Source organism: Chromobacterium haemolyticum (assembly GCF_009936155.1).
GTDB classification, from domain to species: domain Bacteria; phylum Pseudomonadota; class Gammaproteobacteria; order Burkholderiales; family Chromobacteriaceae; genus Chromobacterium; species Chromobacterium haemolyticum.
Genome location: NZ_AP019312.1, coordinates 1,866,074 through 1,884,282, shown reverse-complemented (window position 1 = coordinate 1,884,282; position 18,209 = coordinate 1,866,074). Strand labels below are relative to the sequence as shown.

At 64.0% G+C, this 18,209-nt stretch carries 12 protein-coding genes; 5 read left to right on the top strand and 7 right to left on the bottom strand.

The annotated features are described in order from the left end of the window. Nucleotides 1-447 precede the first annotated feature (447 nt). From GYH29_RS08645 to GYH29_RS25015, 5 genes are all read right to left on the bottom strand, one after another. Complete coding sequence (locus tag GYH29_RS08645; RefSeq protein WP_052052256.1) at nt 448-3,039, bottom strand: TonB-dependent receptor plug domain-containing protein; 2,592 nt, start codon at nt 3,037-3,039, stop codon at nt 448-450. A 389-nt stretch (nt 3,040-3,428) separates the two neighbouring features. Next, entirely contained in the window at nt 3,429-5,696 is a 2,268-nt protein-coding gene (locus GYH29_RS08640; protein WP_161523537.1) for a glycoside hydrolase, read from the bottom strand. A gap of 83 nt (nt 5,697-5,779) precedes the next feature. Next, nucleotides 5,780-6,556 carry a DUF2861 family protein gene (locus GYH29_RS08635; protein WP_161523536.1) on the bottom strand — a complete coding sequence of 259 codons (777 nt, stop codon included), beginning with the start codon at nt 6,554-6,556 and terminating at the stop codon, nt 5,780-5,782. Then, nucleotides 6,556-7,200 carry a response regulator transcription factor gene (locus tag GYH29_RS08630; protein ID WP_161523535.1) on the bottom strand — a complete coding sequence of 215 codons (645 nt, stop codon included), beginning with the start codon at nt 7,198-7,200 and terminating at the stop codon, nt 6,556-6,558. The genes GYH29_RS08635 and GYH29_RS08630 overlap by 1 nt, the downstream gene beginning before the upstream one ends. Next, complete coding sequence (locus tag GYH29_RS25015; protein ID WP_107732049.1) at nt 7,197-8,576, bottom strand: ATP-binding protein; 1,380 nt, start codon at nt 8,574-8,576, stop codon at nt 7,197-7,199. Before GYH29_RS25015 ends, GYH29_RS08630 begins: the two co-directional genes overlap by 4 nt. A 99-nt stretch (nt 8,577-8,675) precedes the next feature. Here GYH29_RS25015 and GYH29_RS08620 point away from each other — a divergent pair, with 99 nt between their 5' ends. After that, nucleotides 8,676-9,986: an MFS transporter gene (locus GYH29_RS08620; protein ID WP_081576361.1), complete on the top strand. Its 1,311-nt coding sequence runs from the start codon at nt 8,676-8,678 to the stop codon at nt 9,984-9,986. 503 nt (nt 9,987-10,489) lie between these two features. On the opposite strand, the gene GYH29_RS08615 is transcribed toward GYH29_RS08620, so the two are convergent. Both GYH29_RS08615 and GYH29_RS08610 read right to left on the bottom strand, forming a co-directional pair. Beyond that, nucleotides 10,490-11,881, bottom strand: a complete 1,392-nt coding sequence (locus GYH29_RS08615; protein ID WP_019102416.1) for a dihydrolipoyl dehydrogenase — start codon at nt 11,879-11,881, stop codon at nt 10,490-10,492. A gap of 149 nt (nt 11,882-12,030) precedes the next feature. Continuing rightward, nucleotides 12,031-12,762, bottom strand: a complete 732-nt coding sequence (locus GYH29_RS08610) for a glutathione peroxidase (RefSeq protein WP_043593907.1) — start codon at nt 12,760-12,762, stop codon at nt 12,031-12,033. Nucleotides 12,763-12,945: 183 nt separating this feature from the next. Between GYH29_RS08610 and trkA the strand changes: the two genes are divergently transcribed. The 4 genes from trkA (at nt 12,946) to GYH29_RS08590 (ending at nt 18,148) form a co-directional block, all read left to right on the top strand. Further along, the gene (trkA, locus tag GYH29_RS08605) at nt 12,946-14,319 is read left to right on the top strand and encodes a Trk system potassium transporter TrkA (RefSeq protein ID WP_161524570.1); all 1,374 of its coding nucleotides are present in this window, start codon (nt 12,946-12,948) and stop codon (nt 14,317-14,319) included. 2 nt (nt 14,320-14,321) lie between these two features. After that, on the top strand, nt 14,322-14,714 hold the full coding sequence (gloA2, locus tag GYH29_RS08600) for an SMU1112c/YaeR family gloxylase I-like metalloprotein (protein ID WP_019102413.1): 393 nt from the start codon (nt 14,322-14,324) through the stop codon (nt 14,712-14,714). A 3-nt stretch (nt 14,715-14,717) separates the two neighbouring features. Then, nucleotides 14,718-16,172 (top strand): TrkH family potassium uptake protein, encoded by a 1,455-nt coding sequence (locus tag GYH29_RS08595; RefSeq protein ID WP_019102412.1) that lies wholly within the window; start codon nt 14,718-14,720, stop codon nt 16,170-16,172. Nucleotides 16,173-16,252: 80 nt separating this feature from the next. Next, nucleotides 16,253-18,148, top strand: coding sequence for a lytic transglycosylase domain-containing protein (locus GYH29_RS08590; RefSeq protein ID WP_232060539.1), 1,896 nt, complete (start codon nt 16,253-16,255; stop codon nt 18,146-18,148). The last annotated feature ends 61 nt before the right edge of the window (nt 18,149-18,209 follow it).

Sequence of the window (18,209 nt, the reverse complement as noted above, 5' to 3'; positions counted from 1 at the left end):
CGAGTGTGTTAAGGATTGTTGCTTCCCGTCAATATTTGTTGAGGGATGATCCGCGCTGTCCGGCGGCCCGCGCCAATGTGCCGTTTGACGGAGAAATGCGTAAAAATCATGTTAGCGCTTGAAAATCAATAGACTATGCCCCTGATTTTTGCCAGCAGCTTTTACAATCCCCAGCTAATTCCATGTCATTTTTTATAGCGAACACAACTTGCCATTGTTGCTTTTTTGCATTTTTACGACAAATTTGTACAAGAATTTAAGATTAGACTAATTTTGCAAAAACTTATGCATTCGTTTTTTTAATGGCAGGCATGCAAAAAATCATGAATCGCCAATATCGTGCGTTCCGATTTAGCCCTTTCCACACAAGAAAAATCATTCCAAAAACATAAAACCCCGCCGCGCCAAACGACGCGACGGGGCTTGGTCAATCCAACTTGCCGAGGCTTAAAGCTTGTAGCTGGCTTTCAGGAAGTAGGCGCGCCCCACTGGATCCGCCACCACCGGATCAAAACCGTACTGGAAGGTCTTGGTCTGATTGCTGAACGGCGGCTCCTGATCGAACAGGTTGCGAATGCCCGCGGTAATGGTCAGCCTCTTGTCCCAGACATAGCTGCCGGACAGGTTCCAGTTGGAATATGGGCGCACATTGTGGCCTTCATCGTTGGGGTTCAGATCGGTATAGCCCGACGAATAGTTCTGCACCAGCACCCCGCTCCACGGCCCTTGCGCCCAGTTGAACGCCAGGCTGTGCTTCCAGCGCAAGGTCGGTTGCAGAATATCCTTGTACCAACCGCCCAGCGAGCTCAAATAGGGCCCCTTCGGCTCCAACTGTTGCTGGTACTTGGAAGTGTAGGTGCCATCCAGGTTGACGCTGAAATTGCCCCAAGCATTCTTGGGCAAGCGGAAGGCTAGGCTGATGTCCACGCCGGCCGCGCTCAAGGTACCCAGGTTCTGGGTGGTGGTGATCACATGGTTGAGCGAGCCATCCGCGTTGCGCACGAACTTGTCGGCGTACTTGCCCGGATCGGCGAAAATCACGCCCGGATCCAGCGCGCCTATGGTGTCCTTCACCGTGGTCCACCAGAAGTCAGCACTGGCGGTGATTTCCTTGATCGGCTCGATCACGATGCCGAAGGTCAGCGAGCTGGCCTTCTCCGGCGACAAGTTGTTGTTGCCCCCCTGTAGCGCTTCAAACTGGGTGTTGCAATCGTCCACCTTGTTGCCGCCGTTGGCCGGCGTGCCGCCTGGGCAGCGCAAGGGGTCGTTGAACTTGTTGGCGGTGTAGGTCTTGCTATTGGGCGTGAACACGTCGTACAGCGTCGGCGCGCGGAAACCCTTGCTGGCCGAGGAGCGGAACAAGACCTGCGGGATAGGCTGGTACTTGACGGCGACCTTAGGGTTGAAGGAGCTGCCGAAGTCGGTATAGCGGTCGTAACGCGCCGCCAGCTGGGCGTCGAAATTCTTGAAGATGGGGATATCCGCTTCGACATAGGCCGCGGTCACCCCGCGGCTGCCGCTGGTGGATTTGGAATCGGCGATGCCGGAACCCAGCGCGTACTGGGCGATGTCCTGGATCTGGCTGTCCAGCTTCTCGCGCCGGGTTTCCACGCCGAAAGCCGTCGCCATCATGCCGGCCGGCAACTGCAACACTTCCTTGCTAACCTTGAAGTCCGCCATCACCGTCTGGTATTTGGCGACCCAGCCGTCGCCCTTCAGTTCAGTGCTCTGCCAGGCGCCTGGCGCAGAGTCGCCAAAGGGGTTGATGGTGCCGTCCTGGAAGGCGGCGGCGATCTTGTCGCCGTGCACATAGCCGGACTTGTAGTTGATGGTGGTCTTGTTCTCGGAGTAGGCCACCCCGCCGCGGTAATCCCAGCCCGCCAGCAAGCCTTCGGCATTGAAAGCCAGCCGCTGCGTGGTGGACAGGCTCTCAGTCACGCGCGGGCCCAGCGGCACGGAGCGCGAGTTGATCACCACGTCGCTACCGTCGGTGGGAGTGCCGTCCGGCAAATGTGTCGGATAATACTTGTCACCGGCCTTCAACGTGGCGATCTTGGCCAGCGGCGCCGGCGAGATATGCGTGGTGCTGACGTTGCGCGCGCCCATGTACTGCAGCGACAGGGTATGGTCCCCAATCTGCTTGGTACCCTTGACGAAGGCGGTCAGTTGTTCCACCTCCGGCGTCAGGTCCATGTAGAGGTTGGCGTTTTCGCCACAGGAGTTGGCATCTATCGGCTTGGCGTACGGCGGTTTGCAATTCGGCGCCGCCGGGTTGTAGGCGTTGCCCTTGTAAGTAAAGTTGGACGGAAAGACCCGGCCGCTCAGATTGTCCGCAGTCAGGTATTTGTTGGCGAAGGAGCGGTTCAGCGTGGTGATGGCGTCCAGCTTCTGATAGCTCAAGGAGCCGTAAACATTGTAGCCGTCCTTGCTCAAGTCGCCGATGCCTGCGGTGATGCTGGCGCTGCCGGTATTGCCGCCCTTGTGATCGGTGGACACCAGTTCGCCCGCCACCGTCACGCCTTGGTAACTCTTCTTGGTGATGAAGTTGATCACGCCGCCGATGGCGTCGGTGCCGTAGATGGCTGAGGCGCCGTCGCGCAGCACTTCGATGCGCTCAATCGCCGACAAGGGAATGGCGTTCAAATCCGTGGCGTAACCGCCAATCGCCTGGCTGGCGACACGACGGCCGTCCAGCAACACCAGCGTGTACTGCGACCCCAGACCGCGCAGGCTGGCGTAAGAGGCACCGCCCGACACCGTCTGCACCGACGAAGCGCCCACCATGCTGGATTGGTTGCTAGCCAGCGAATTCACCACTTGTTCCACCGTGGTGAAACCCTGCTTGCTCATTTCCTCGGTGCGCACCACTGTCACCGGCAGCGCCTTTTCTTGCTTGATGCTGCGTTTGATGTTGGAACCGGTGATTTCCACCCGATCCAGGGTGCCGCTGCTGGACTCCGCCGCCCAAACACTGCCGGCTTGGCCGCCCAGGCCTGCCAGGGCCAAGGCCAGTACCAACTTCTTCTTGCTAGTTCTCATGATTTCTCCAGTCATGTGTCTAACCTGCTTAGCGCGCTTCTCTAGACACGCTTTCAGCAGATCATCCAGCCACAGACTATTTGTCATATGGCCTGACACGATGCTTGAAGCATTTATTACAGACGGTCAATTCACATCATAATTCGTCACATACCATTTTCCCGACTGCGGCCTCGCGCTAGCCGGGGCCCGTCACGCCGGCGCCCGGCACAAAGGCCGCCGGTAAAGGCTTGCAGCCGGCTGCGGCGCGCCGGCCTCCCCTGTAGCGGCCGCCAACACTCGTTGCCTTTTTGCCAATGCGCTGCGCGGCGCGATATTTTCATGACATGTGTAAAAATCAGAAAGACGATTAAATCAATGCATTTAACTCATGTCTGTCGGACATCGGCTCATAAGGCCGGACTCGGTTCGCAGTCCTTTAAGGAAACCGTGCGCTCCGGCTGCCCGGCCAACTGCGCCCGCATCGTCTGACCGGCCAACTCGTGCCCATCAAGCAAGCGCGGCTCCGCGCTGAAATTGACTGTCAGCCGGCTGCCATCGGCGAAACGGGTCTGTTGAGATAAGCGATCCGGCGTCAACCAGGCAAAGCCGGTCATGGCCTGAGTCGCAAGTTGCCGGTGCAGGGGCCGAAACACCTGATCCGCGCAACGCATCAGCGGCAGCCGCCGTGTCAGGCTCTCCGCGCTCACATGCCAGAGCGGCGGCGTGTTGTACAACCATTGCGTCAGCAGATTGTCGGCATAGGCGTTGCTGAACTTCAGGTTGTCGTACAGCCAGTGATTAGTGGTGACAATGGAGTCGTGGAACACCGCCTGGTAGAGCGGCAGCCGGTAGCGCGGCTGGTAGTAAATGTTCAGATAGGGTTGCTTTAAGGGGACCGAGCGGAAAAACACCTCGGGCTGATCCGCCGGAAACCAGCGGCCCAGGAAGTACGGCGACTTGGGGTTTTTCTGCAAATCGGGATCGCCCCACCCCAGCACCGGCACCTGCATGCCGTGCGCGAAGGCGATTCCTCGCGAGGTGGCCGCGTTGCCGTTCTCAGACCCCACCGGCACGCCGAAACGATCCCTCACCCAGGCCATGCTGCGTTCGTTGCCGGCCGCCACGTCGGCCTGGCTCATGCGCCGGCCCGGCGTGTAATCGTCAAACACCATGCCGGTGGCGTAGGCATCCAGAAACCAGCTGTTGAAGCCCAAAGCCTTATGCAGCGCCTGGCTGCGCTGACGCAACACAGGCCGCACGCATTCCGGATTGGTGTAATAGCCGGACTGCTGGAAACCGCTCTTGCGCCGGCCGCTGGCCAAGGTGATGCCGCAGTTTCGATACGCGGCGGCGCCCTGCTGCGCCGTCAGCCAGTCTTCGCGCTTCCCTGGCGGCAAGGCGGTTTCGTAGGAGTCGTAGGACGCCATCAGGTAGCCGGCACGCACGCCCTCCGCCATCGCTTGCGGCTGCCACAAGCCCCCTTCCCAATTGTCCACCCCCAGCCATAGCCGCTCCAATCCGGCCGCGCTCAAAACCCGGAGCGTGCGGCGCGATAAGCCGCCGCCCCAATCGTCCGGCTCGGCCAAGGCCGCGCCGAACACTGCTCTCACCTCGCGCCGCAAGCGGCGGTAAGGCGCGGCCAGCTTGCTCCACTCCGGCGCGGCGCTCAGCCAACCGGCGCGCGCCTCCGCCGTGGCCGCCTGGTTGAAAGCCGTCAACAAGACCCGGCGCTGGTAGGCGTCCGGCCGGGCCGAAGCCGCCCGCAACGCCGCGGCGGCTTCCGCGTCGAAGCGCCCTCTCAAGCGCCGCGCCAGCTCGCTGTCGCCGCGCAACAGGCTCACCCAGCGCCCCCAGTCGAGCACATCGGCAGCGCCCAGCAAATCGTTGCCCCATAGATAGACATGGCTGGCGCCCACCAGCTTGGCGGTTTCCGGCTGCGCGCGCATCTTGTCCGCCAGGCTTTCGAAACGCCCGGTCCCGATCAACCATTGCCGATAACGTTTGGCTCCGGCCAAGGGGTCGCCATCTGCCAGATGCAGCAGCAGCGTCATCGGCTCCTGTCGGTTCAAGACGTTGAAATCATGACTCAGCGCCAGCCCCAGGCCGGTGCCGTCCCGGCTGACCTTCAAACGATTGTTGAAGGGATTCAGCAGCAACCAATGCAAGCTGCTTGCGCCGTAATCCATGCCCCACAGAGGCAGGCTGAGGTTTTCCGAGGTGCTCAGCCCATCGCCGGCGAAGCGCGGCAGGAAATCCAGCCACAGCGGATCGCCGGCCGGCGCATAACTGCCCTCCGCCAAGGGCAGCAACAAGCCGCGCCCCATCGCCGCCGCCGGCTGCCTCAGCAGCTGCACGGTTTCCGCGGCGCCGGCCCCGGCTTGAACCGTCAACGTCAGATCCGGGCCGTCCAGGCGCGCGCTCAAGCGATAACGATCGCGCCCCCAGGACCAGGCGGCGCCGGCCGCGTCCTCGCTTAGGTTCGCCACCGCCCGCGCAGGGCCGCCCGTCGACACCGCCAACGGCGGCTGCCCGGCCGGCGTCGCGGTCACCGCCAGGGTGGCCGGGTCCAGCGCCACCCGCCACTGGGCGTTTTCCAAGCGGATCTGCGCCCAGGCGCTCAAGGGCAGGCTCATTGCCGCCAGCGCAAAAACAAGGGAATGGGGGGATATCGACATCGCGGGCACTCTCCATATTCGAATCAAGATGAAGAGATTAGAAAGGCAAAGGCCGTCGCGTTTGTCAGGCGAATGTCAGGATTTCAACGCGGCCCGACCTGGCGGTGCGCCACCCTCAGAACCAATTGACCGCGCGCCTCGACGCGAACCAAGGCAACGCTCTGCCATAGCTCGCCCGGGCTGGACGGCCAGCGCAGCGCCTCGCCCAATTCCCGCCGCCGCCACCAGACAAAACCGTAATCGCTGCGCCTCAGCAGCGATTGCTCCAGCCAGGGCTGCGCGCAAGCCGCGCGCGGCGGCGGCAAGCGCGATACCGCCAGCGGGCTGCGCGACAGCCAGTCCAGATTGGCCACCTCCGGCAACGCCAGCTCGGCCTGCCATTGCCGGCCGGCGGCGCTAAGCTGCAACCGATAGGCCCCCGCCGCCAGAGGCCGGCTCGAATCCGCGCTTTCCAGGCGGAAATCTTGGCCTTCCTCCCGCTCCAGCAAGCCGCCGCGCAACAGGTCATGCCCGTGCGCGTCCAATAAGCGCGCGTCCTCCAGCGCGCCGTGCCCGCTCAGCACGACCCGGTACGCGCGCGTCAGCGGCATGTCGCGCTGCGCCAGCTCCAGCGTCAAACGCGGCAGCCAGGCCGGCAGCGTCAACGGCGCGTCCTTGCCGCAATGCTCGGCGCTCAGCGCCGCCAAAGCCTGGGCCCAAGCCCGCCGCTGCGCCTGGCTGCGCAGAGCCGGCCAGCTTTCGGACAGCGCGCGCCAGGCGGCGTCATCGTCCGCCCCCAGCAAGGCTCGGTTCAAAACCGCCAGCGGATCGGCGCAGGCCGGCGCGGCCAGCGCCAGCCACAAGCACAATGCGCGCCGCATCAGAGCATCTCCAGCCGGTAGCCGACGCCGCGCACGGTTTCGATGCCAAGGCCGGGCAGTTTCTGCCTCAGTTGCAGAATATGCGTGTCCACGGTGCGAGTGGATGGGAAATGCTCATAACCCCAGACCTGGTTCAGCAATTCGTCGCGGCTCATCACCCGCCCGGCCATGCGCGCCAACAACGCCAGCAGTTCGAACTCGGTGCGCGTCAAGGCCACTTCCCTTCCCCGCCAGTTCGCCGACTGCCGGGCGGGCTGCAAACTCAAGGCTCCCAGGCTCAGGCTGCCGTCGCCCAAAGGCCGCAGCTGAGCGCGAATCCGCGCCAGCAATTCCGCATGGGCGAAGGGCTTGCTCAGATAGTCCCGCGCCCCCGCCTCCAGCCCGGCCACCCGGTCGCCCACCTCCACCCGCGCCGTCAGCACGATCACCGGCAGGGCTTTCTGCGCCAGCCAGCCGGGCAAATGCCGCAGGCTATCGCCGTCGGGCAAGCTGCGGTCTAGAATGACCAGATCGGCGCGCAGCCACTGCGCGGCGGCCTCTTCCGCCCGCCGCAGCCACAGGCAGCGATAACCGGCGTCCTCCAAAAAACGGCTCAGGCCATCGCCCAGCGTTGCGTCGTCTTCAACCAGCAGCAAAGTATTCATAAAGGGGAGTCCTGTTGCGGCGCCCGTTTGGCAGGCAGTTGCAAGCTAAACCTGGTGGGCGGGCCGGACAGGCGCAGCCGTCCGCCCAGCCGCGTCAGCACCCGCCTGACAATGGCCAGACCCAAGCCCATGCCCTCGCCGCCGCTGCCCCGCCGCGTCAGCCGACGCAGCCGATAATCCGCCAAACGGCCGCCGTCGCACACCGTCAGCGTCAGGCTGCGGCCGTCCCAATTCGCCAGCAATCGCCACGGCGGCCGGCCATGCCGACGCGCGTTGACCAGCAAATTGTCCAAGCACAGCCCCAACCAATAAGCAGGCAGCAGCAGCGTCGCGTCCTCGTTCAGGCAAAAAGCGGCCTGATGCCGCTCCGCGATCGCATCCAGCCATTCCGCCAGCCGCACCGCTTGCCGTCGTTCGTCCAACCTGTCGGCGGACAAATAATGACGGCTGGCTTCGGCCAACTGGCGCAGGCGGCTGACGCCGCCGGCCAAATGTCCAAAATGATCTTGAGCGGAATCCGGCAAGCGATCGAAGTCCCGTCGCAGCCCCTCCACCACGCCGGCCAGGCCGGCGATAGGCGTGCGCAGCTCATGGGTCAGCATCTGCAGGGCGAAACGCCGCTCCCGCTCCAGACGCCGCCGCTGCCAAGCCAGCCAGCCGCCGCCGGCCAGCGCCAGCCCGGCCAGCCCCGCCCATAGAGCCCGCCAAGACCAGGCCGACGCCGGCGCGGGGTTCAAACACAAGCCGTCCAGACGCTCCACACAGGCGCCCGCGTCCGCAGACACCCTCACCCCAACCGCTTCCGCTCGCTCCCGCCAGGCCGCGGCCGGGTAAACCCGCCAGTAGCCGTCGCGCAGCCGCCACAACGCGCCGTCCTGCCACAGCCAGTGCGCGCCGGCCAGCAAAGCGTCCAGATTGTCGTCGGACAAGGCGCCCAACAGTCCCAGCTCGTCGTTGCGCTCGCGCACATGCAACCAGTCCGTCGCCTCCGCCTTAGGCCGCCCTTGCCGCCAATGCGCGGCGCTGCTGCCGCCCAGGGGGTGGACCGGATGCCGGCGCAGCCAATCATCCGGCAAACGCCCGTCCACACAGCGTCTGCGTTCAAAATCACGCCATAGCGCCGGCACGGACGACACCTCGCCCTCGCAGCCGCGCTCGTGCGCCGCCAACTGCCGCAGGGCGCGCAGACTGTAGCGGGACCAGGCCGGCTGCAAGGAGGCCGGATCAATCAAGCCCTCGTCCAGCGACTGAATCCGAGCCAGCGCCAAAGACCGCGCCGGTGCGGATTCCGCCAAGACGGCGTCCAGCCTCGACGACAGCTCCCCGGCCCAGGCCGCATGACAGATCAGCAAGCAACAACACAGACGTAGCATCATGCGCCGCATTATACGGAAAACCCGCCGCCGCTCGGCTGACAGCCCGCCGCGAATCCGCTAGCATGCGTTTCCGGCTCATGACACAAGATCGGCATCCACGTGAAAGCAGGCTTTTCCTTCTTCGCCACCCGGCGCTTCTTTCCGCTGTTCGGCACCCAGTTCCTGGGCGCGTTCAACGACAACCTGCTGAAAACCGCCATCGTGGTGCTGATCAGCTTTCACGGCCTCAGCCTGGCCGGCCTGCCGCCGGAACAGCTGGTCAACTTGGCCGCCGGCGTGTTCATCCTGCCCTTCTTCCTGTTTTCCGCCACCGCCGGCAAATTGTCCGAGCGCTATGACAAGGCCGTCATCGCGCGCTGGATCAAGCTGGCCGAGATCGCCATCATGTTGCTGGCCGGCGCCGGCTTCTTCCTTCACTCCGCCGGCCTGTTGCTCGGCGCGCTGTTCCTGATGGGCGCCCACTCCGCCTTTTTCGGCCCGCTCAAATACTCGGTGCTGCCGCAATACCTGAAAGAACACGAATTGGTGGGCGGCAACGGCCTGATCGAAATGGGCACCTTTCTCGCCATCCTGATCGGCCAGATCGGCGGCAGCATGCTCACCACCGGCGGCCCCTACCTGATCACCGCCACCTTGCTGGCCACCGCCCTGCTCGGCTACGGCGCCAGCCGCGCAATGCCGCCGGCCCAGCCCGGCGCGCCGAAGCTTAAGCTGTCCTTCAATTTCCTCAAGGATTCCGTGCTGCTGATGCGCGACGCCTGGCGCATCCGCGACGTGCGCTGCGCCATCCTCGGCATTTCCTGGTTCTGGTTGATGGGCGCGGTCTACACCACCCAGCTGCCCACCTTCACCCGCCTGCACCTGGGCGGGGACGCCGGCGTCTACACACTGCTGCTGGCGCTGTTCTCCATCGGCATCGGCCTGGGCTCGGTGGTCTGCGCCAAGTTGTCGCAAGGCAAGCTGCAACTGGGCATGGTGCTGGTGGGCAGCGTCGGCATGACGCTGTTCGGCGGCGATCTGGCGCTATCGGCCATGCCGCACTATCGCGGCGAGCTGATCGGCCTGAGCGAGTTCCTGGCTCGCGCCGGCAGCTGGCGCAATATGGTCGACGTGGCGCTGCTGGGCTTCTTCGGCGGTTTCTTCACCGTGCCGCTGTACACTTGGCTGCAAACCGCCAGCCCTGACGATTTCCGCTCTCAGGCCGTGGCCGCCAACAATATCGCCAACGGCTTCTACATGGTGGCCGCCGCCATCGGTAGCGCGCTGGCGCTGAAGCTGTACGACAGCATCGCCATCTTGCTGCTGGCCACCGCGGCGCTCAACATCCTGGCCACGCTGCATCTGCTGAGCGCCGCCCCGATGATTTGGCGGCAGCGGCTGGACTGGCTGCGGGCGCTGCGCACTGATTAGAGAAAACCACGCGCCTCTGCCCCCTCTCGCTCAGCCTCGTTGATCCCATGAAAAAAACCGCCCCGATGCCTCGGGGCGGTTTCACAATACGCTAGGCTTTCATTGCGGCGCACAGTAAGTCGGCTCCGCGGGACAATTAAGAGCGAGGAAGACAACGCCCATCCCAGCACCATCAACCCGATTCCCGCCACGCACAGCGCCATACGTTCATGGTTCATGCATTTCTCCAAATAGCCACCGGCGATCTTGCCTGGCTCATGGAGATGCATCACAGCCGCTGATAATCCGCTGCCTTTCACCAAACAGCGAGGCAAGGCGAAAACGAGCGAAAAAGCGGTTTGAGATGGTGTTCAACGCCCTTGCCTAAAATCCCGCTGAAGCACAGTGGACATTGAACAGGGTCTTAACGGCGGCGCCATAAAAAAGCCCGCCATGGCGGGGACCATAAGCGGGCGCGCGGTGCCGGATGCGGACCGAAACCGGGGCATCCAGCGCGGCAAGCTTTAAGCAAGCACCTTGGCTGCGGCGTCGCGCAGCGCGGTGCGCAGGCCTTCCTCTATCACCGGGTGGTAGAACGGCATGTCCAGCATCTGGGCGATCGTCAGGCCTTGCTGATGGCTCCAGGCCAGCAAATGGGCCAGGTTCTCGGCGCGCGGTCCTATCATTTCCGCCCCCAGGAAGCGGCCGCTGGCGCTATCGGCGTAAACATGCAGCAAGCCTTGGTTGACGCCCATGACCCGGCTGCGGCCCTGGTCTTCGAAACTGACTTCGCCCACCACGAACTCGCCCGCCGGCAAATCGGCGAAGCGGCTGCCCACCATCATCATCTGCGGGTCGGAGAACACCACGGCGATGCTAGAGCGACGCAGACCGGGCTGTACCGCCGGATACAGCGCGGCATTGTCGCCGGCGGTCTTGCCTTCGTCCGCGGCCTCGTGCAACAGCGGCAGGATGTTATTGGCGTCGCCTGCGATGAAAACCGGCGAGTTCCCGCACTGCAGGGTCCGCGGATCAAACTTGGGCACGCCGCCCGCATCCAGCTCCAGACCGGCGTTTTCCAGCGCCAGGCCGCGCACATTGGGCGCGCGGCCGGTGGCGGCCAATACGTAATCGAAACGCTCGCAAACCTCGTCGCCGTCCAGATTGACGTAGCGAATTTGCGCCTTGCCGTCGGCCAAGCCCATTTCCAGCACCTTGGCGTCCGGGTCCAGGTAGAACTCCCGGCCCAGCGCCTGGCTGGCGTAGTCGCGCACCGCCGGATCGGACAGCGGCCCAACGCCGCCTCCGCGGCCGAACACGCGCACCTTGACGCCCAACCGGGACAGCGCCTGACCCAGTTCCAGGCCAATGACGCCGGGACCGAACACCGCCACGCTTTCCGGCAGCGTTTCCCAGTCGAACACATCGTCGTTGATGATCAATTTGTCGCCGAAGGCCTGAAACGGCGGCGGGATCAACGGCGAAGAACCGGTGGCGATCACCACGCGGCGCGCTTGCACCAACGTGTGTTCGTCTACCTGCAAAGTGGTGTTGTCGATAAAGCGGGCGTAACCGCGCAGCCGGTCTTGCGGCGGAATGCTTTCCACGCCATTGAGCACGAAGCCGACGAAACGATCGCGCTCCCGCTTGACTCGGTCCATCACCTCGCGGCCGTCGATGCGCACTTCGCCATCGATATGCACGCCGAAGGGCGCGCTGTGGCGCGGCTGGTGCGCGGCCTCGGCGGCGGCGATCAGCAGCTTGGACGGCATGCAGCCGACGCGGGCGCAGGTGGTGCCGTAAGGGCCGCCTTCAATGACCACGGCGCTGGCGCCGCGAGCCTTGGCGGCGCGGTAGGCTGCGAGGCCGGCGGTGCCGGCGCCGATCACGGCGACATCGATGTTCAAGGTATGCATCTCATTCCTTTCGGTATCGGGATACGGCACGGCACGCTGGGCATGCCGTCTCGTATCCCGGTAAAAAAAGGGCCGGACGGAGCATCCGGCCCGCAACAACTCCGGTGGCGTCAGGGCCCGAGCCACCGGGGGACGAACACGGTTGAGGCTTACTTGGAGAAGTACTTTTCCACTTCGTCGGCGGAGCCGATCAGCTGGCCGTTGATGAACACCTGCGGCGCGGTCATCTTGCCGGCCACGGCGCCCAGCACCTTGCCGCGCACCTTGTTGTCCAGCGGCACTTCAACGAAGTCGTAGCCGTTTTCGCTCAGCACCGCCTTGGCGCGCGCGCAGTGCGGGCAGCCCGTCTTGGAGAACACCACCACTTGGTCCGGCTTCTTGGCGCTGGGGTTGATGTAATCCAGCAGGGTATCGGCGTCGGACACCTTGAACGGATCGCCCGGCTCTTGCGGCTCGATGAACATCTTGTCCACCACGCCGTCCTTCACCAGCATGGAGTAGCGCCAGCTGCGCTTGCCGAAGCCCAGGTCCTGCTTGTCCACCAGCATGCCCATGCCCTCGGTGAAATCGCCGTTGCCGTCCGGAATCATCACCAGGTTCTGAGCTTCCTGGTCCTTGGCCCATTCATTCATCACGAAGGTGTCGTTGACCGATACGCACAGGATGGCATCCACCCCGTTGGCGAAGAAGGCCGGCGCCAGCTCGTTGAAGCGCGGCAGGTGGGTAGAAGAACATGTGGGGGTGAACGCGCCCGGCAGCGAGAACACCGCTACGGTTTTGCCGTCGAACAGCTCGGCGGTGCTGACATCTTTCCACTCGTTGTTGTCACGAACACGGAAAGTGACATTCGGTACGCGTTGGCCTTCACGGTTTTGCAACATGGCGAGACTCCTTGTTTGGATTGACTGACAGGTTTAATAAATCGATGGGTGCATTCTGATAGCTGACGGCAAATTCGTCTAATTGATTGTGCCAAGGCTGCTGATTTGCTTTTTTAATCGACAAGCAAGCGGCCTCACTAACCGTTAAAATTGCATAAACAAACCAACAATCAGGCCAACGCGGTGAAGATTCTGATTCTCGGCGGCGGACAGGTCGGCGCCAATGTGGCGGAGAACCTGCTTTCGGAAAACAACGACATCACGGTGGTGGATCAAAATGCCGCGCGGCTCAAGCAGCTGCAGGACAGGCTGGACATCCGCACCGTGGCCGGCAACGCCGCTCACCCGCAGGTGCTGGCCGAGGCCGGCGCGGCGGACAGCGACATGGTGCTGGCGCTGACCCGCGACGACGAAACCAATCTGGTGGCCTGCAAGATGGCCGAGGCCTGTTTCAACATCCCCACCCGCATCGCCCGCATCCGCTCCAGCGACTACTTGGCGTCCGAGCACGGCGACCCGCTCGCCCATTTCGGCATCGAGTCCGCCATCTGTCCGGAACAGATCGTCACCGACCACATCTATCAGCTGTTCGCCTACCCCGGCGCGCTGCAAGTGCTGGACTTCGCCGACGGCAAGCTGCAGCTGGTGGTGTCGCGCGCCCACTCCGGCGGACGGCTGCTGGGCATGCCGCTGCGCAATATCCGCGAACACATGCCGGACGCGGATTGCCGCGTCTGCGCCGTCCACCGCCGGGACAAGCTTCTGGTGCCGGACGGCGACACCGTGCTGGAGGAAGGCGACGAGGTGTTCTTCGTCGCAGCGCGCGAACACGTGCAGGCGATGCTCAAGGAGCTGCGCTTCAGCGAGCGGCCCTTGCGACGCATCATGATCGCCGGCGGCGGCAACATCGGCTACCGGCTGGCCAAACTGCTGGAAAACGATTTCAGCGTCAAAGTGATAGAGGCGCGGCCGGAACGCGCTCAGTGGCTGGCGGAACGGCTGGAGCACGCGCTGGTGCTGCGCGGAGAAGCCACCGACGAAGAGCTGCTGGACGCCGAGAACGTGGACGAGATGGACGTGTTCTGCGCGCTGACCAACGACGACGAAGACAACATCATGTCCACGCTGCTGGCCAAGCGCATGGGCGCGCGACGGGTGGTGGCGCTGGTCAACCGCACTAGCTATGTGGACCTGCTGGAAGGCCATCGCATCGACATTGTGATTTCGCCCCACCTGTCCACCATAGGCTCCATCCTGGCCCATATCCGCCAGGGCGACGTGGAGGCGGTCCATCCGCTGCGCCGCGGCGCGTCGGAGGCGATGGAGGTCATCATCCACGGCGACGCGCAACAATCACGGCTGACCGGCCGCCGCATCGATCAGATCGACATGCCGCAAGGCAGCCACATCGTGGCGGCCATCCGCGGCGAACAGGTGCTGATGGCGCATCACGATTTGACGGTGGAAAACGGCGACCATCTGATCATCTTCCTATCGCGCCGCCGGGTGATCCGCCAGGTGGAAAAACTCATTCAGGTCAAACTGGGCTTTCTGTGACCATGCATCTCACCGGCTTGCACCACGTGGCGATCATCGCCTCAGACTACGCCCGCTCGCGCGACTTCTACCACCGCATCCTCGGCCTGCCGATACTGGCCGAGCACTGGCGCGCCGAACGCCAGTCCTGGAAGCTGGACCTGGCCACGCCGGGCGGCGGCCAGCTGGAGCTGTTCAGCTTTCCGTCGCCGCCGCCTCGCCCCACGCGGCCGGAAGCCTGCGGCCTGCGCCACCTGGCCTTCGCCTGCGCCGACATCGCCGCCTGCCGTCAACACCTGCTGGCCGAGGGCGTGGCGCTGGAGGAGGTCCGCGTGGATGAATACACCGGCGCTCGCTTTTTCTTCTGCGCCGATCCGGACGGCTTGCCGCTCGAGTTTTACCAGCCGCGGGACTGAGACATGCGCAAAATCCTCGCCATCCTCTATGTGCTGTCCAAGCTGATCATGCTGTTCTCCTGCACCTTCCTCGCGCCGGCCTTGGTGTCCATCCTCTACCGCGACGGCGCGCTGGACACCTTCGTCACCGCCGCCGTGGCCGGCCTGGCCATCGGCCTGACGCTGTGGTCCGCCACCCGGCGTTACCAGCGAGAACTGAAGCCTCGCGACGGCTTCATTCTGGTGACAACGCTGTGGGTGGGCTTCGCCATCACCGCCTCTTTCCCCTTCATGCTGGCGCGGCCGGACATGCCGTTCAGCCATGCGTTCTTCGAAGCGATGTCCGGCCTCACCACCACTGGCTCCACGGTAATCAGCGGCCTGGACACCCTGCCGGCATCGCTCAACTTCTGGCGCCATTTCCTCAATTGGATGGGCGGCATGGGCATCATCGTGCTGGCGGTGGCGATACTGCCCATCCTCGGCATCGGCGGCATGCAGTTGTACAAGGCGGAAACGCCGGGGCCGATGAAAGACAGCAAGCTGGCGCCGCGCATCACCGAAACCGCCAAGAACCTGTGGCTGGTCTACAGCGGCTGGACGCTGGCGGTGGCGCTGGCGCTGAAAGCCGCCGGCCTGAGCTGGCTGGACGCGGTGTGCCACGCCTTCGCCGCGCTGTCGCTGGGAGGCTTTTCCACCCGCGACAGCAGCGTCGGCGCCTTCGATTCGCTGCCGGTGGAGCTGATACTGAGCTTCGGCATGATAGTCGGCGCGATGAACTTCGCCACCCACTTCCTGGCGCTGCGCCAGCGCTCGCTGCGCGCCTACCTGCGCGATCCGGAAGCCAAGGCCATGCTGTGGCTGCTGCTGGGCAGCATCCTGACGATGAGCGTCTACCTGTGGGCACACCATGTCTACGACTTCCCCACCGCGTTGCGCCACGTCAGCTTCAACCTGATCTCCATCGCCACCGACAGCGGCTTCGCCAGCGTGGACTACGCGCGCTGGCCCATCTTCGTGCCTTTGTGGATGCTGTTCCTGTCCAGCATCACCGCCTGCTCCGGCTCCACCGGCGGCGGCATCAAGATGGTTCGCACCCTGATGCTGAGCAAGCAGAGCGTCAACGAAATGACGCGGCTGCTGCACCCGGCGGCGGTGCAGCCGGTGAAAATCGGCGGCAAAGTGGTGCCTCAAGACGTCATGCTGTCGGTAATGGGCTTCATATTTGTCTACTGCATGTGCATAGTGATATTAAGCTTCGCGCTGATCGCCAGCGGCCTGGATTTTCTCAGCGCCTTCACCGCGGTGATCGCCTCGATCAACAACGCCGGGCCCGGGCTAGGCGTGGTCGGCCCGGCGTCGAACTATGCGTCGCTGTCCGACTTTCAAATATGGATTTGCAGCCTGGCCATGCTGTTGGGCCGGCTGGAAGTGTTTACCCTGCTGATCCTGTTCACGCCGGCCTTCTGGCGCAAATAGGACGCGAAGAATTTACCCGCCGCGCGCGGATCTGAACCAAAGCGGCGCTCAGCGCCGGATAATAAAGACGAACCCGGATCATGAACCCTATGACATTCACCGCCCCAAGCCGCATGCTCGCCCTCAGCCTGGCGCTGACGGCCGCCCTGCCCGCCTTTGCGGGCGCCGACGACGAACTGATCGCCGCCCGCGACGCCTTTCGCGGCAACAAGCTGGGGCAGCTGGCCAGCCTGGCGGGCGGCATGCCGTCCAACTACCCGCTGAAGGACTACCCGGCCTACTGGCTGGCGCTCAAAGCGCTGGACGGCGACGACGACGGCCCGGCCCAAAACTTTCTGGCCCGCGTGGACGAAGGCCTGATGCCCGAGCGCGTGCGCAACGAATGGGTGAAAAAGCTGGCGGCTCGCGAAAGCTGGAGCCGCTTCGCCGCGGAATGGAAAAAACTGCCGCCGGAAGGCCGTGATGAAGAATCCAGCTGTTACGGCCAGCTCAACGAACTCAATCAGGGCAAGGCGCCCACCGATCTGGACCGTTTCCTGGAAAGCCGGCCGCTGCCGGAGGGCTGCAACCGCCTGATCGCCGAGGCGGCGCGGCGCGGCGTCCTGAAACGGGACTGGCTGTGGCAACGCGCTCGCCTGCTGCTGGCCGGCAACTACCTGAGCCAGGCCCGCCAGCTGGCCTCCAATACCGGCCTGCCGCTGGACAATGCCGCGCTCAGCAAACCCGCCACTGCCGACCTGTCCACCCCCGGCGGTCAGGAAGCGGCCGTCTACGACATCGTAATCAAGGGCAAGGCCAATATCAGCAACGGCCTGGGCAAGCTGCTCGAACATGAAAAGACCTTAAGCAAGGAGCGCGCCGGCTTCGCCTGGGGCCAACTGGCGCTGCTGTCGGCGCGCAAACAACAGGCGGCTCAGGCGCTGCAATGGTTCGACAAAGCCGACGCCGACCAGCTGACCGCCGAGCAATGGGAATGGTGGGCGCGCTCGGCGCTGCGCCTGGAGCAATGGACCCAGTTGGAGAAAATCATCCGCGCCATGCCGGCCAACGTCGGCGCCAAGCCGTCCTGGCGCTACTGGCGCGGCCGCTCGCTGCAACAACTGGGCCGGCAGAACGAAGCCGCGCCGCTGTTCAGCCAGGCCAGCGTAGGTCACAACTACTACGCGCTGCTGTCGCTGGAGGAGCTGGGCAACAGCCTGTCCACCCCGGCCAGCAAGAGCGGCCCCAGCAAGGACGACATCAAGCAGATGAGCGAGGAACCGGCGGTCAAACGCGCGCTGGCGCTGCTGGAGCTGGCCGAACGCCACGTCAAGCCCGAGTTCCGCGCCGACGCGCAGCGCGAATGGCGCTGGGCGATGCGCAACCGCAGCGATATCGAACTGCTGGCCGCCGCCGAAGTGGGCCGCCGCGCCAGCTTCTACGACATGGCCATCTACAGCGCCGAGCGCACCAAGGATGAACACGATTATTCGCTGCGCTATCTGACGCCCTACCGCGATGTCACCCAGCGCTACGCCAAGCAGTTGGATATCGACGACGCCTGGGTCTACGGACTGATCCGCCAGGAAAGCCGCTTCATCACCATGGCGCGCTCCGGCGTCGGCGCATCCGGCCTGATGCAACTGATGCCTGCCACCGCCAAATGGGTGGCCAAAAAAATCGGCCTGGGCCAGTACGCGGTCAACGACATCGAAACCAATGTGCAACTGGGCACTTGGTATTTGCGCTATGTGCTGGACAGCCTGTCCAGCAACGAAGTGATGGCCACCGCCGCCTACAACGCCGGCCCCGGCCGCGCGCGCGCCTGGCAAGCGGACCGTACGCTGGACGGCACCATCTACGCGGAAACCATCCCCTTCACCGAGACCCGCGACTACGTGCAGAAGGTGATGGCCAACGCCGCTTACTACTCCAGCACCTTCGGCCACGCCAACATCTCCTTGAAGAACCGCATGGGCGTGGTGCCGGCGCGCTGAACCTCCGCTTGGTCCCCCCGGCGGCGGACCAAGCCCTCTCCCACAAGTACCATAAGAAAGG